The 14,831-nt window shown below is 66.2% G+C and carries 11 protein-coding genes; 1 reads left to right on the forward strand and 10 read right to left on the reverse strand.

Annotation, left to right across the window (positions count from 1 at the left end):
* Nucleotides 1–49: 49 nt before the first annotated feature.
* The 10 genes from FFI97_RS25450 to FFI97_RS25495 all read right to left on the reverse strand — a co-directional run bounded on the left by FFI97_RS25450 (nt 50) and on the right by FFI97_RS25495 (nt 13,382).
* Complete coding sequence (locus FFI97_RS25450; RefSeq protein ID WP_313906295.1) at nt 50–8,077, reverse strand: VCBS domain-containing protein; 8,028 nt, start codon at nt 8,075–8,077, stop codon at nt 50–52.
* Between the two features lie 387 nt (nt 8,078–8,464).
* Entirely contained in the window at nt 8,465–9,283 is an 819-nt protein-coding gene (gene tatC / locus FFI97_RS25455; protein ID WP_062471649.1) for a twin-arginine translocase subunit TatC, read from the reverse strand.
* 73 nt (nt 9,284–9,356) lie between these two features.
* A complete protein-coding gene (tatB, locus tag FFI97_RS25460) occupies nt 9,357–9,818 on the reverse strand; it encodes a Sec-independent protein translocase protein TatB (RefSeq protein ID WP_062471652.1) in 462 nt (153 codons plus the stop codon).
* A gap of 19 nt (nt 9,819–9,837) precedes the next feature.
* On the reverse strand, nt 9,838–10,086 hold the full coding sequence (tatA, locus tag FFI97_RS25465; protein ID WP_070059921.1) for a Sec-independent protein translocase subunit TatA: 249 nt from the start codon (nt 10,084–10,086) through the stop codon (nt 9,838–9,840).
* A 65-nt stretch (nt 10,087–10,151) separates the two neighbouring features.
* Nucleotides 10,152–10,511 (reverse strand): histidine triad nucleotide-binding protein, encoded by a 360-nt coding sequence (locus tag FFI97_RS25470; protein ID WP_062471658.1) that lies wholly within the window; start codon nt 10,509–10,511, stop codon nt 10,152–10,154.
* A complete protein-coding gene (locus FFI97_RS25475) occupies nt 10,501–10,890 on the reverse strand; it encodes a DUF4870 family protein (protein ID WP_056572726.1) in 390 nt (129 codons plus the stop codon). The genes FFI97_RS25470 and FFI97_RS25475 overlap by 11 nt, the downstream gene beginning before the upstream one ends.
* A 25-nt stretch (nt 10,891–10,915) precedes the next feature.
* Nucleotides 10,916–11,305 (reverse strand): phosphoribosyl-ATP diphosphatase, encoded by a 390-nt coding sequence (locus FFI97_RS25480; RefSeq protein WP_139701050.1) that lies wholly within the window; start codon nt 11,303–11,305, stop codon nt 10,916–10,918.
* Complete coding sequence (gene hisI, locus FFI97_RS25485) at nt 11,302–11,691, reverse strand: phosphoribosyl-AMP cyclohydrolase (RefSeq protein ID WP_095743771.1); 390 nt, start codon at nt 11,689–11,691, stop codon at nt 11,302–11,304. The genes FFI97_RS25480 and hisI overlap by 4 nt, the downstream gene beginning before the upstream one ends.
* A 42-nt stretch (nt 11,692–11,733) precedes the next feature.
* A complete protein-coding gene (gene hisF / locus FFI97_RS25490) occupies nt 11,734–12,519 on the reverse strand; it encodes an imidazole glycerol phosphate synthase subunit HisF (RefSeq protein WP_095743770.1) in 786 nt (261 codons plus the stop codon).
* A 29-nt stretch (nt 12,520–12,548) separates the two neighbouring features.
* Nucleotides 12,549–13,382 (reverse strand): D-hexose-6-phosphate mutarotase, encoded by an 834-nt coding sequence (locus FFI97_RS25495; RefSeq protein ID WP_139701049.1) that lies wholly within the window; start codon nt 13,380–13,382, stop codon nt 12,549–12,551.
* Between the two features lie 132 nt (nt 13,383–13,514).
* Here FFI97_RS25495 and FFI97_RS25500 point away from each other — a divergent pair, with 132 nt between their 5' ends.
* On the forward strand, nt 13,515–14,822 hold the full coding sequence (locus tag FFI97_RS25500) for a dicarboxylate/amino acid:cation symporter (protein ID WP_062471672.1): 1,308 nt from the start codon (nt 13,515–13,517) through the stop codon (nt 14,820–14,822).
* The last annotated feature ends 9 nt before the right edge of the window (nt 14,823–14,831 follow it).

Consider the following 14,831-nt stretch of genomic DNA (forward strand, 5'->3'; position numbering starts at 1 on the left):
GATTTCTCTCGTGTGCCGCCACCCGCCTGCGCGGGCGGCAAGCGGGATCTCACACGCCGGCCTTGATGTCGTTGCTGTCGAAGGTGTCGGCCGGGTTGCTCAGCGTCAACGTCGCCACCAGCGTGCGGTTGGCGGCGCCGAGGCCGTCGGCGTCGTAGTACAGGTTGCCCGTCGCACTGTCGTAGATCACATGCACGCCCGCCCCCACCGTGTCTCCGGCACCGCCGCCGTTCAAGGACGCGAACTCGGCCGCCGACAGCGTGCTGCCGCTCGCGGTCGTGAGGGCCGTGAACGTGCCGCGCGACAGCTCGATCAGGTCGCCGCTCGCCGCCGATCCCGAAGCATTGAAGTCGGTGACCGAATCCACCGCGTTGGGCGCCGAGTCGAAAACGAAGGTGTCGTTGTCCGCACCGCCGGTGAGCAGGTCGGCGCCGGTCCCGCCGACGATGCGGTCGTCGCCCGCAAGGCCGTTGATCACATCGTTGCCGCCGCCGCCGCGCAATTGGTCGTTCGACGCCGAACCGGTGATCGTGTCGCCGAAGGCCGTGCCGATGACGCCCTCGAAGTTCTTGTAGCCGTCGATGCCGAGCCCGGCGGCGCTGGCATTGAAGCTTGTCGTGCTGCTGCTCTGCGTCAACGTGAACGTGAGCCCGGCCGTGCCGTCGGAGAAGTCGAGCAGGTCACCGGTGCCTCCTGCGCCATCGAGCGTGTCGTTGCCGGCGCCGCCGCGGATGATGTCGTTCGAGGCGCTGCCGGTGAGGGTGTCGGCCAGGCCCGTTCCGATCACGCCTTCGATGTTCTGGTAGGTGTCGTTGTTGCCGAGCCCGGCGGTGCCGTTGACGATGCTGGTCGGTGCGGCACTCTGGACCAACGTGAAATTGACCGCCACCGACCCATCCGAGAAGTCGAGCAGGTCCTCGCTGCCGTCGCCGCCATCCATCGAGTCGTTGCTGCCCAGGCCGCCTCGCAACACATCGTTGCCGGCGCCGCCCGACAGTGTGTCGTTGCCGTCGCCGCCGATCAGGAGGTCGTTGCCGGAAGCGCCGAGCAGCGTGTCGGCCCCGTTGCCGCTTCCTCCGATGAAGACGTCGCCGCCCACACCGCCGGTCAGGTCGTCGGCGCCGCCGCGGCCGTCGATGAAGGAGGCCTGGTAGGCGCCGGTCGCGCCGAGATCGATCGTGTCGGCGCCGTTGCCGCCGGACACGGCCCTGATGTCGATCGTCGCCGTCGCCGTGGTCGTGCCCCCGGCGCCGTCCGACACGGTGTACTGGAAGCTGCCGGCCGTGGCGCCCGCCGTGCTGCCGCTGGTGAAGCTAATCGTGCCGTTGGTGGCGTCCAGGGTCAGGCCGGAAATCCCGACCGCGCCGCCGACGCTGGTGATCGTCAAGGCGAGACCGTCGATGTCGGTGTCGTTGCCGAGCAGCGAGCTCACCGACAGCGTGACGAGCGTGCTGTTCGACACAATGATCCTGTCGGCCACGGCGACCGGGTTGTCGTTCACCGCGATGACGGTGATGCTCGCCGTGTCGGTCGCGCTCGAGAACGCGGAGCTGTTCCCGTTCGTGACTGTGCTCACCGTGGCGCCCGCCGCGCCGCTCGTCTGATCCCAGGCGCGGAAGGTGATGCCATCGCTGACGGTCCCGCTGAAGTTTGAATTCGCCTGAAAGTAGACACGCGTGTTCGCGTCCGCGGCCAGCAGCAGTGCGGACGCGCCCGACACCGCACCCACCGCCGCCCAGTTGGCGCCGCCGTTGGTGGAATACCACCAGCTTCCGTTGGTGGCATTCACACCCGTCAACGCGATGCCGGTGATGGCGCCGTTGTCCGCATCGGTCACGTTGTCGAGACCGCCGGCCGGCGGATTCAGATTCACCAGGCTCGATACGAGCGTCCCGACGGCCCCGACCGGCGCGCCGGCATCCTCGTTGACCGACGCCAGAGCGGGTGTCGCGGCAGCACTCAGAACGGGTGCATCGTTGGTGCCGGCGATGGTCACGGTCACCACCCGGCTGGCAGTCCCGTCGGACGAGACTGCCGTGAAGCTGTCGCTGATCGATTGACCTGCGGCCAGCTGCTGGATCTCTGCCTGGCCGTTGTTGGCCGTGTAGGTCCAGTTGCCATTGGCCGCCAGCGTGAAGCTGCCGTAGCCGTTGCTGCCGGCGGTGCCGGCCTGGGCTGTGAAGCTGGACTGTCCAGCATCGACATCGACGATCGTCAGCGCACCACTTGTGCTCAAGTTCGGTGTCGAGGCATCTTCGGTCACCGCGCCGCTGGCGACGCCAGCAATCACCGGCACGTCGTTGGTCCCGGTGATGGTCACGGTCACCAGCTGGCTGGCTGTCCCGTCGGACGAGACTGCCGTGAAGCTGTCGCTGATCGATTGACCTGCGCCCAGCTGCTGGATCGCCGCCTGGCTGTTGTTGGCCGTGTAGGTCCAGGCGCCATTGGCCGCCAGCGTGAAGCTGCCGTAGCCATTGCCGCCGGCAGTGCTGGCTTGAGGCGCGAAGTTCGACTGACCCGCATCCACATCGGCGATCGTCAGCGTCCCGCTGGTTGCGAGGTTGCCACCGGACACTGCAACGTCTTCTTGCGCCGCGCCGCTGGCGGCGCCGCCGATGACCGGCACGTCATTGGTACCGGTGATCGTCACCGTCACGAGCTGGCTGGCCGTGCCGTCGGAGGACACGGCGGTGAAGCTGTCGATGATTGATTGACCAGCGCCCAGTTGCTGGATCGCCGCCTGGCTGTTGTTGGCCGTGTAGGTCCAGGTGCCATTGGCTGCCAGCGTGAAGTTGCCGTAGCCGTTGCTACCGCCGGTGCTTGCTTGAGGCGCGAAGCTCGACTGACCCGCATCCACATCGGCGATCGTCAATGCACCGCTGGTGCTCAGGTTCGGGGTCGAGGCATCCTCGCTGACCGCGCCGGTGGCCACACCACCGATCACCGGCACGTCATTGGTGCCAGTGATCGTTACCGTCACCACCTGGCTGGCCGTTCCGTCGGACGACACGGCCGTGAAGCTGTCGTTGATCGATTGCCCCGCGCCCAGTTGCTGGATCGCCGCCTGGCTGTTGTTGGCCGTGTAGCTCCAGCTGCCGTCGGCTGCCAGCGTGAAGTTGCCGTAGCCGTTGGTGCCGCCGGTGCTCGCCTGTGGCGCGAAGTTCGACTGGCCTTGGTCGACATCCGCGATCGTCAGCGCACCGCTGGCCGCGAGGCTGCCCCCCGCCACCGCAATATCTTCTTGCGCCGCGCCGCTGGCGACGCCGCCGATGACCGGCACATCGTTGGTCCCGGTAATGGTCACCGTCACCACTTGGCTGGCCGTCCCATCGGATGACACTGCCGTGAAACTGTCGCTGATCGACTCGCCGGCGCCCAGCTGCTGGATCGCGCTTTGGCTGTTGTCGGCCGTGTAGCTCCAGCTGCCATCAGCCAGCAAGTTGAAGTTGCCGTAGCCATTGCTGCCGCCGGTGCTCGCCTGTGGCGCGAAGTTCGACTGGCCTTGGTCAACATCGGCAATCGTCAGTGCACCGCCGGTGCTCAGGTTCGGGGTCGAGACATCCTCGCTCACCGCGCCGCTGGCCACGCCGCCAATCACCGGAACGTCATTGGTGCCTGTGATCGTCACTGTCACCACCTGGCTGGCGGTGCCATCCGACGACACAGCGGTGAAGCTATCGCTGATCGACTCCCCAGCGCCCAGTTGCTGGATCGCTGCCTGGCTGTTGTCGGCCGTGTAGCTCCAGCTGCCGTCGGCCAGCAAGTTGAAGCTGCCGTAGCCATTGCTGCCGGCAGTGCTCGCTTGAGGCGCGAAGTTCGACTGGCCTTGGTCAACATCGGCAATCGTCAGCGCACCGCTGGTACTCAGGTTGGGTGTCGAGGCGTCCTCGCTCACCGCACCGCTAGCGACGCCACCGATCACCGGTATATCGTTTGTCCCGGTAATAGTCACGGTCACCGCCTGGCTGGCTGTCCCGTCGGAAGACACAGCAGTGAAGCTGTCGCTGATCGACTCGCCGGCGCCCAACTGTTGGATCGCCGCCTGGCCATTGTCGGCCGTGTAGCTCCAGCTGCCATCGGCCAGCAAGCTGAAGCTGCCGTAGCCATTGCTGCCGGCAGTGCTCGCTTGAGGCGCGAAGTTCGACTGGCCTTGGTCGACATCAGCAATCGTCAGCGCACCGCCGGTGCTCAGGTTCGATGTCGAAGCATCCTCGCTCAGCGCGCCGCTGGCCACACCACCAATCACCGGCACGTCGTTGGTTCCGGTAATCGTCACGGTCACCATCTGGCTGGCCGTGCCGTCGGACGACACGGCGGTGAAGCTGTCGCTGATCGACTGGCCTGCGCCCAGCTGTTGGATTGCCGCCTGGCCGTTGTTGGTCATGTAGGTCCAGCTGCCGTCGGCTGCCAGCGTGAAGTTGCCGTGGCCGTTGCTGCCGGCAGTGCTCGCCTGCGGCACAAAGTTCGACTGGCCCGCATCCACATCGGCGATCGTCAACGCACCACTGGCGCTCAGGTTCGGCGTCGAGGCATCCTCGCTGACCGCGCCGGTAGCGATGCCGCCGATCACCGGAACGTCGTTGGTGCCAGTGATCGTCACCGTCACGAGCTGACTGGCCGTACCGTCGGACGAGACTGCAGTAAAGCTGTCGCTGAGCGACTGGCCCGCGCCCAGCTGCTGGATCGCGCTTTGGCTGTTGTCGGCCGTATAGGCCCAAGTGCCATCGGCTGCCAGCGTGAAGTTGCCGTAGCCGTTGGTGCCGCCGGTGCTCGCCTGTGGTGCGAAATTCGACTGGCCCTGGTCGACATCGGCGATCGTCAGCGCACCGCCAGTGCTCAGGTTCGGGGTCGAGGCATCCTCGGTCACCGCGCCGGTGGCGACGCCGCCAATCACTGGCACATCGTTGGTCCCGGTGATGGTCACGGTCACGAGTTGGCTGGCCGTGCCGTCGGAGGACACGGCGGTGAAGCTGTCGATGATCGATTGACCTGCACCCAGTTGCTGGATCGCGCTCTGGCTGTTGTCAGCGGTGTAGGTCCAATTCCCATCGACTGCGAGCGTGAAGCTGCCGTAGCCGTTGCTGCCGGCGGTGCCGGCCTGGGCTGTGAAGCTGGACTGTCCTGCATCGACATCGGCAATCGTCAGCGCACCACCAGTCGCAAGGTTGCCAGCAGCCACCGCAAGATCTTCTTGCACCGCACCGCTGGCCACGCCACCGATCAGGGGCACATCGTTGGTCCCGGTAATGGTCACCGTCACGAGCTGGCTGGCCGTGCCGTCGGAGGAAACTGCGGTGAAGCTATCGCTGATCGATTGACCGGCACCCAGTTGCTGGATCGCCGCCTGGCTGTTGTTGGCCGTGTAGCTCCAGCTGCCGTCGGCTGCCAGCGTGAAGTTGCCGTGGCCGTTGCTACCGGCGGTGCCGGGCTGGGCCGTGAAGCTGGACTGTCCTGCATCCACATCGGCGATCGTCAGCGCACCACTGGTGCTCAAGTTCGGCGTCGAGGCATCCTCGCTGACCGTGCCGCTGGCCGCACCATCAATCACCGGAACATCGTTGGTCCCGGTGATGGTCACCGTCACCAGCTGGCAGGCGGTCCCGTCGGACGACACTGCCGTGAAGCTGTCGTTGATCGATTGACCCGCAGCCAGCTGTTGGATCGCCGCCTGGCTGTTGTTGGCCGTGTAGGTCCAGTTGCCATTGGCCGCCAGCGCGAAGCTGCCGTAGCCGTTGCTGCCGGCGGTGCCGGCCTGGGCCGTGAAGCTGGACTGGCCTGTGTCGACATCGGCAATCGTCAGCGCGCCGCTGGTGCTCAGGTTCGGTGTCGAGGCATCCTCGGTCACCGCGCCGCTGGCGACGCCGCCAATCACCGGCACGTCGTTGGTCCCGGTGATGGTCACGGTCACCACCTGGCTGGCGGTCCCGTCGGACGAGACTGCAGTGAAGCTGTCACTGAGCGACTGACCCGCGCCCAGCTGCTGGATCGCCGCCTGGCTGTTGTTGGCCGTGTAGGTCCAGGCGCCATTGGCCGCCAGCGTGAAACTGCCGTGGCCATTGCTGCCTGCCGTGCTGGCTTGAGGCGCGAAGTTCGACTGACCCGCATCCACATCAGCAATCGTCAGCGCACCACTGGTGCTCAAATTCGGCGTCGAGGCATCCTCACTCACCGCACCACTGGCCACGCCACCAATCACCGGCACGTCGTTGGTCCCGGTAATCGTCACGGTCACCACCTGGCTGGCTGTCCCGTCGGAAGACACAGCGGTGAAGCTATCGCTGATCGACTGACCCGCGCCCAGCTGTTGGATCGCCGTCTGGCCATTGCTGGCCGTGTAGCTCCAGTTGCCATTGGCCGCCAGCGTGAAGCTGCCGTGGCCATTGCTGCCAGCAGTGCTGGCTTGAGGCGCGAAGTTCGACTGGCCCGCATCCACATCAGCGATCGTCAGCGCACCACTGGTGCTCAGGTTCGGCGTCGAGGCATCCTCGCTCACCGCACCGCTGGCCACACCGCCGATCACCGGCACATCGTTGGTCCCGGTCACCGTCACAGTGATCTGCTGATTGACCGTGCCGCCGTGGCCATCGTTGATGCTGACGGTAAAAGTCTCCGTCGCCGTCTGGCCCTGGGCCAGATGCTGCGTGGCCGCGTTGGCGACGCTGTAGTTCCAGCTCACCGTGCCGTCGCCCGCGCCCGTGGCCGCATCGCTGACACCCGCCGTCAACACCCCGCCCAGGGTGTTGCCTGGACCAGCAGCCACGCTGACGCCGTGCGCATCGCTCAGGTCCACGTCGTCGAAGGTGATCGTGCCGCTGTCGCTCAGGGTCGGCGTCGCCGCGTCCTCGGTCACCGCCGCAGCGGCATCGGCCGCGCCGATCGTCGGCGCATCGTTGGTGCCGGTGATGGTCACGTCGATCTGCCGGGTGACGATGCCGCCGTGCTGGTCGTTCACGGTGATGGTGAAGCTCTCGACCCGGGTCTGGCCCGCGGCCAGGTATTCGACGGCCGTGGCGTTCACGGTGTAGGTCCAGGTGAGCTGGCCGCCCGTGCCGGTCCCCGTGGTGTCGGCGTTCTTGACCGCCGTCAAGCTGCCCAGCACGCTGCCGACCGGCGTGCCGGTGGCGCTCACCAGGTGCACGTCGCTCAGGTCCAGGTCGCTGAAGCCGATGATGCCGCTGTCGCTCAGCGTGCCCGCCGGCGCGGCCTGCTCGCTCACCGCGCCCGCCAGGTCCTGGGCTGTGATCACCGGACCATCGTTGCTGCCGGTGATGGTGATGGTCACCGTGGCCAGGCCCGTCCCGCCATCGGCGTCCTTCACCTCGTAGCTGAAGGTGTCGGTGGCGCTCTCGCCCGCTGCCAGGTACTGGAAAGCGGCTGCATGGGGCTGGTACTGGAAATACCAGGTCGACGGATCGCCCATCGCCGGCTGAACGAGCGTCGCCGTCCCGTGGGCCGGCGCCGAGGCCAGCGCCAGGCTCTTGACCAGGTCGGGGACCAGATCGTTCTGCAGTACGTGGATCTGGATCCCCGGGCCGTCTTCGGTCGTCGCGACCGCATCGCCCAACGCCTTGACCGCCTCGTTGGCCGGATTCACCTCGACCCCGTCCACGAGGATTCTCAAGGTTTCGGTCATCTGGACGGTCAGCGTGGACGACCCGAAGCTGAAAACGAAATCGCTGGCCGAGCCGTTGGACACCTCACCGGTCCTGGCGTTGGTCACTGCCGCAAGATGGGCCAGGTAGGCGGCGATCTGCGTCTGGGTGGAAGACTCCAGCCACTGCGCCCTCGTGAACAGGAGCTGGAGCGTATCGACACCCGCCCCGCCCGTGTACACGTCTTTGGTGCCCGCCGCGATGTTTTCGCTGACGTTGTAGATCAGGGTGTCGTTCCCCGATCCCCCGTTGAGCTGGTCGCTGCCGCTGCCGCCATCGAGCGTGTCGTCTCCCGCGCCACCATTCAATGAATCGTTCCCGGCTCCGCCGTAGACGCTGTCGTCCCCGTTGCCGCTGTTGATGGTGTCGCTGCCGGCCGTGCCGGTGAGAAGGTCGTTGCCGTTGGAGCCGGTGATCGCGGTCATGTGCGTCCTTGGTGAGCGCCGAAAGGCCGGCGCATGCCTGTCCCACGCTGCAGTTCGTGTTCTTGTTTTTGTTCTTGTTTGCAAATTAGATCGCGCCAGCGACGCGGGCACATGGAAGAAATGCCCTTTCCTTCCTGAGCGATAAGTACCGGGACGATCTGAAAAAGCCTGGTACTTCTGTCCTGTCTGAGCCTCCGCACGCGCGGGCATGGCCCCTATTTCGTCGGCCGGATAAAAAAGAGCTCGCCGAAGCGAGCTCAATGATTGCGTTGATTGAGGAATGTCCTGTGCATCAGCCAGACAGGTCCGACAGCAACAAAAAAGCGGCCCGAGGGCCGCTTTCGTTTTGGGCCCGCCGCTGGTGCGAGGCCGACCGATCCGGGGGGATCAGGAACTGCCGGAAGACCCCGAACCCGCGCTCTCTTCCTCACCCTCGGGCGCCTTGCCCGTTCCTGCGAAGTAGCGCGCCCCGATGATCCCCACCTCGTACAGCAGGCACATCGGCACCGCCAGCGCCAGCTGCGACACCACGTCGGGCGGCGTGAGCACCGCGGCCACCACGAAGGCGATCACGATGAAGTAGCCGCGGAACGAGCGCAGCTTCTCGATGGTGACCATCTCGAAGCGCACCAGCAGCATCACCACGATCGGCACCTGGAAGGCCACGCCGAAGGCGATGTACAGCGACAGGATGGCCTCGACGTACGACGAGATGTCGGGCGTGGCCGCCACCGCCGCGGGCGTGAACTTCTGGATGAAGCCGAACATCTTGTCCAGCACGAACAGCTGCACGAAGGCGATGCCGCCGTAGGCCAGCACGCTGCCGAAGAAGATCAGCGGCAGGGCAAAGCGCTTCTCGTGGCTGTACAGGCCCGGCGCGACGAACATCCAGGCCTGGTACATGAGCCAGGGCAGCGCCAGCAGCACGGCCGCCATCATCAGCACCTTGAGCGGCACGAAGAACGGCGAGAACACGCCGATGGCGATCAGCTTGGCGTCCGGCGGCATGTGCGCGCGGATCGGCATGGCGATGATGTCCATGAGCCCGCTCGGACCGGGCCAGATCGCCAGCAGCACGCCCGCGACCACCAGGCCGTAGACGCAGTACAGCAGCCGGTCCCGAAGCTCGACCAGGTGCTGCACGAACGGCTGCTCGGTGCCCGCCAGCTCGTCTTCTTCTTTGTTCTTGTTGTCGGAATCGGCCATGGGAGGGGAGAAAGCGTGGGAGAAGACACAGGCGCACTGGGCGCCCGGGAACGCCGCGGGGCGTGCGCGTGCGTCAGTTGATCTTGTGGGGGCGGAAGCGGGCGACCCGCGCCGCGCCCGACAGCGCCTTGGTGCGCACGCCGTTGCGCGCCTTGTACCAATTCGGCGTGGCGCCCTGCTTCAGGCGCCAGTTCTTGCGGGGGTGCCTGTATTCGGGCACCGCCTGCTCGGGCTCGGCCAGTGCCGACAGGGTGTCGCCGGACGCGCCGGAAAACTGCTTCTCGAACTCGCTGGCGCCAGTGTGGATGCTGTGCTCCACGTCGCGCGCCGCGTCCTCGACCGTGGTCTTCATCTTGCGGAGCTCGTCGAGCTCCATCGAACGGTTGACTTCGGCCTTGACGTCGTTCACATAGCGCTGCGCCTTGCCGAGCAGGGCGCCCACCGTGCGTGCAACGCGCGGCAGCTTCTCCGGCCCGATCACGATCAGCGCCACGACGCCGATGAGCGCCAGCTTCTCAATGCCGAGGTCGATCACGGATGTGTGCCTGCGGTGCTCAGGACTTCTGGCGCGCTTCGACGTCGATCGTCGACTTGTCGCTGTTGGCCGGCTGGCCGGTCACTTGCTGCGTGGGGGCCGGTGCAGCGGAGGCGTCAGGGGAGGCCGAGCCGTCCTTCATGCCGTCCTTGAAGCCCTTGACGGCGCCACCGAGATCCGAACCCATGTTCCGCAGCTTCTTGGTGCCGAAGATCATGACCACGACGAGCAGCACGATCAGCCAGTGCCAGATGGAAAAAGAACCCATGGAGAACTCCTAAGAATGTGTCCGATTTTAGTCGGGGGGAATGTGACAGTTTGGCTTAACCCTGCTCAGCCGCGAAGCCAGGGCCGGGGGCCGCCCATGACGTGCACATGGAGATGGTGAACCTCCTGCCCGCCCTCGGCGCCGGTGTTCACGACGACCCGGTAGCCGCCGTCCGGATAGGGCCGGCAGCCCTGCTCCAGCGCCAGCTGGGGGGCCAGGGTCATGATCTTGCCCATGAGCGCCGAATCCTCGGGCGTGAGCTGCGCCATCGAGGCGATGTGCTTCTTGGGCACCAGCATGAAATGCACCGGCGCCCAGGGGGCGATGTCGTGGAAACCGAACAGGTCGTCGTCTTCGTAGACCTTGCGCGAGGGGATCTTGCCTTCGATGATTTTGCAGAAGACGCAGTTCGGATCAGATGACATCTTTGGGTTCCATGGGACGGCCGTCGTTCATCCGGATCATGCCTTTCACGATCCGGTAGAGGAACCACAGCGAAATCAGGCTCCAGGCGATCCAGCCCGGCACGAACAGCAGCAGCCAGAGCCACGAGGTGACGATGTACAGCAGGCCGGCCCACAGCACCGAGCGGATGCGCCAGCTGAAGTGCGAGGCCTGCCAGGTGCCGGCCGCGTCGTCGCGCTTCACGAAATCGATCAGCAGGGCGATGAGCAGCAGCAGCACGGAGGCCTGCGCGCCCGGCACGACCGCGCCGATGGCCACGATCAGGTGCAGCACGTAGCTGACCCAGCCCCAGGTCTTGAGGGAGTCGTCGGGTTCCACGTTCACGATGTCATTGGCCATGGTCGATGCCCTTTCAATCGATCAGTCAGTCGTTGGAAGCTTCGCGGGCCTGCACCTTGCGCAGGGCTTTTTCCTCGATGCCGCTGGTGCCTTCGCGGCGCTCGAGCTCCGCGACGACGTCGGCTGGCGAGAAACCGTAGTGGGCCAGTGCCACCATGGTGTGGAACCACAGGTCGGCCACTTCGTTCACTATTTTCGAGCGGTCGCCGCCGTGATCGGCATCCTTGGCAGCCATCACGACCTCCGTGGCTTCCTCGCCGATCTTCTTGAGGAAGGCGTCGGGGCCCTTGTGCAGCAGCCGGGCGACGTAGCTTTTCTCGGGGTCGCCGCCGTTCGCGGGCAGGCGGCTCTCGAGCACCGCGGCCAGGCGGGCGAGCGCGTCGGAGGTGTTCGAATCGTTCACTGTGGCGCTCATTTGTAGATCGACTCCGGGTCTTTCAAGACCGGTTCGACCACGGTCCACTGGCCCTTCTCGTACTTGCTGAAGAAGCAGCTGTGACGGCCGGTGTGGCAGGCGATGCCGGGCTCGTGGCCGAGCTGCGTCACCTTGAGCAGCACGACGTCGTTGTCGCAGTCCAGGCGGATCTCGTGCACGGTCTGCACGTGGCCCGACTCCTCGCCCTTGAACCACAGCTTGCTGCGCGAGCGGCTGAAATACACCGCGCGGCCCAACTCGGCGGTCTTTTCGAGCGCCTCGCGGTTCATCCACGCGAACATGAGCACGTCGTTCGTGCCTTGTTCCTGGGCGATCACGGGCACCAACCCGTTCGCGTCCCACTTCACTTCATCGAGCCAATTCATGGGGATATTGTCGAGGATAGGAAAAGACCCTTCCGGTCCCGCTCAGGCGTCGATGCGCACGGGAATCCCGCGCTCGGCCATGCGCGCCTTGGCCTCGCCCACGGTGTGCTCGCCGTAGTGGAAGATGCTCGCGGCCAGCACCGCGTCGGCGCCGCCCTTCTGGATGCCGTCGGCCAGGTCGTCGAGGCTGCCGACGCCGCCCGAGGCGATGACGGGCACGTTGACCGCGTCGCTCACGGCGCGCGTCAGGGCCAGGTCGAAGCCGCTCTTGGTGCCGTCGCGGTCCATGCTGGTGAGCAGGATCTCGCCCGCGCCGCGGCGCGCCATCTCGGTCGCCCACTGCACCACGTCCAGGCCGGTGTTCTTGCGCCCGCCGTGGCTGTAGACGTCCCAGCCCGCGCCACGCGTGGCGGCGTCTTCGGGGCTGCGGCGCTTGGCGTCGATGGCGACCACGATGCACTGCGAGCCGTACTTCTGGGCCGCGTCGCTGATCACCTGCGGGTCGGCGATGGCGGCCGAGTTGAAGCTGGTCTTGTCGGCGCCCGCGTTGAGCAGCCGGCGCACGTCGGCCACGGTGCGCACGCCGCCGCCCACGGTCAGCGGAATGAAGACCTGCGAGGCCACCGCCTCGATGATCGGCAGGATCAGGTCGCGGCCGTCGCTGGTGGCCGTGATGTCCAGGAAGGTGAGTTCGTCGGCGCCCTGTGCGTTGTAGCGCGCCGCGATCTCGACCGGGTCGCCGGCATCGCGCAGCTCGAGGAAGTTGACGCCCTTGACGACGCGGCCGCCGGTGACGTCGAGGCAGGGAATGATGCGTTTGGCAAGCATGGGGTGGTGAACCAGGAGAAATCAGTCGGTCAGAGAACGCAAAGCTGTTGCCAGCCCTGCCATTGGGCGCCGGGCGCCAGCACGACGGGTTCGTCGATGCGGGCCGCCTCGACGCAGAGCATGTGGCGGAAGCCCTCTGGGGGCATGTCCGCGAGTGTCGCACCGAGCGCGGCGCCGGGGTTCCAGACCACGGTTTCGGTGCAGGTTTCGCTCTGGGTGATTTCGAGCGTGCCGCCGGGCTGCACCAGCCGCAGCGGCTGCGCCGGGGCGGTGTAGACGCTGTCGAACTCGGCGTCGAACTGCAGCGCGGCGGCCGATTCGGTCTGGCGCACGTCGCGCACCGCGTCCCAGCGGGCGGCGCCCTGCAGGCCTTCGAGGCGCACGGCGGCGATGTCGTCCACGCGCAGGTAGGTGTGCAGCGCGGCCGAAAACGGCCAGGGTGCGTCGCCGGTGTTGGTCAGGGTGAGCGCGGTGCGCAGCCGGCCAGCGGCGAGCGTGGCGTCCATCCGCGCCTCGAAGGCATGTGGCCAGAGCCGGCGGGTGGCGTCGTCGTCGCGCAGCACCAGCCGCAGCGTGTCGGGCGCGCCCGATTCCTCGCGAATCCAAGGCAGATTGCGCATGAAGCCATGCTTGGGGAGCATGCCGCGCTGGTTGAACTGGGGGCAGCACAGGGGAATGCCGCCGCGGATGGCGGTTTGGCCGTCAAAAACGGCCTTCGGACTCAGATACAGTCGCTCCCCACCGCGGGCCGGGGCCCAGGAAAGCACCTGGGCGCCATGCAGCGCCACCGTCAGCGTGCTGCCATCGGCCGCCACGGCGTGCAACGCCGGCTGGCCTCGAAACTCGATCGAGCGGATATCCATGTGAGGAATTGTAGGCAGCCGCCGCATCCTGGCAGCAGGCCATTGCGTGCATCCGCCTTTCTTGGATACCCTGTGCCGGGTCGGTCCCGTGCACTCGAAAAGAACCACTCTCACACGACAAAGGGGATACGCATGAAGAAAAAGCTGCCCATGGCCGCCTGGATCCTGATCGCCATGGTGCTCGGCATCATCGTCGGTTACATGATCTTCACGAGCTTTCCCGACAAGAAGGCCGCCAAGGAGATCGCGGACTACGTCTCCATCGTCTCCGACGTCTTCCTGCGCCTGATCAAGATGCTGATCGGCCCGCTGGTGTTCTCCACGCTGGTGGTGGGCATCGCGCACATGGGCGACGCCAAGTCGGTGGGCCGCGTGTTCGGCAAGGCCATCGGCTGGTTCCTCACCGCCTCGCTGATCTCGCTGGTGATCGGCCTCGTCATGGCCAACCTGCTCAAGCCCGGCGAGAACCTGGGCCTGCCGCTGCCCGACATCGGCGCCTCGGCCAACCTGGCGACCAACAAGTTCACCTTCAAGGACTTCGTGAGCCACACGGTGCCCAAGTCGTTCGTGGAGGCGATGGCCAACAACGAGATCCTGCAGATCGTGGTGTTCTCGATGTTCTTCGGCGTGGCGCTGGCCTCGCTCGGCGACAAGGCCAAGACGCTGGTGGCCGCCATCGAGGAGTTGTCGCACGCCATGCTCAAGATCACGGGCTACGTCATGAAGCTCGCGCCGCTGGCGGTGCTGGCCGCCATGGCCGCCACCGTGGCCGTGAATGGCCTCGGCATCCTGATCAAGTTCGCCGTGTTCATGCGCGACTTCTACCTGGGCCTGTTCGTGCTGTGGGGCGTGCTGATCATGGCCGGCCTGCTGTTCCTGGGGCCGCGCGTGTTCAAGCTGCTGGTGCTCATCAAGGAGGCGTTCCTGCTGTCGTTCGCCACCGCGAGCTCCGAAGCCGCCTACCCGAAGATCCTGCAGGCGCTCGACCGTTTCGGCGTGAAGCGCAAGATCTCCAGCTTCGTGATGCCGATGGGCTACTCGTTCAACCTCGACGGCTCGATGATGTACTGCACCTTCGCCGTGCTGTTCATCGCGCAGGCCTACGACATCCACATGCCGATCAGCACGCAGATCACCATGCTGCTGATCCTGATGCTCACCTCCAAGGGCATGGCCGGCGTGCCGCGCGCCTCGCTGGTGGTGATCGCCGCCACGCTGAACCACTTCGACATTCCCGAGGCCGGCCTGCTGCTGATCCTGGGCGTGGACACCTTCCTGGACATGGGCCGCTCGGCCACCAACGCGGTGGGCAACTCCATCGCCACGGCCGTGGTCGCCAAATGGGAGGGCGAGCTGCTGTCCGAGAGCGATGCCGAGGCCAATGCCAAGGTGCTCGACGAGGAAGCCGCCGCCACCCTCGCCCACCCGGCGCACGCGTGAGGCGCCACG

This window comes from Variovorax sp. KBS0712 (genome assembly GCF_006323185.2).
Taxonomy (GTDB): Bacteria; Pseudomonadota; Gammaproteobacteria; order Burkholderiales; family Burkholderiaceae_C; genus Variovorax; species Variovorax boronicumulans.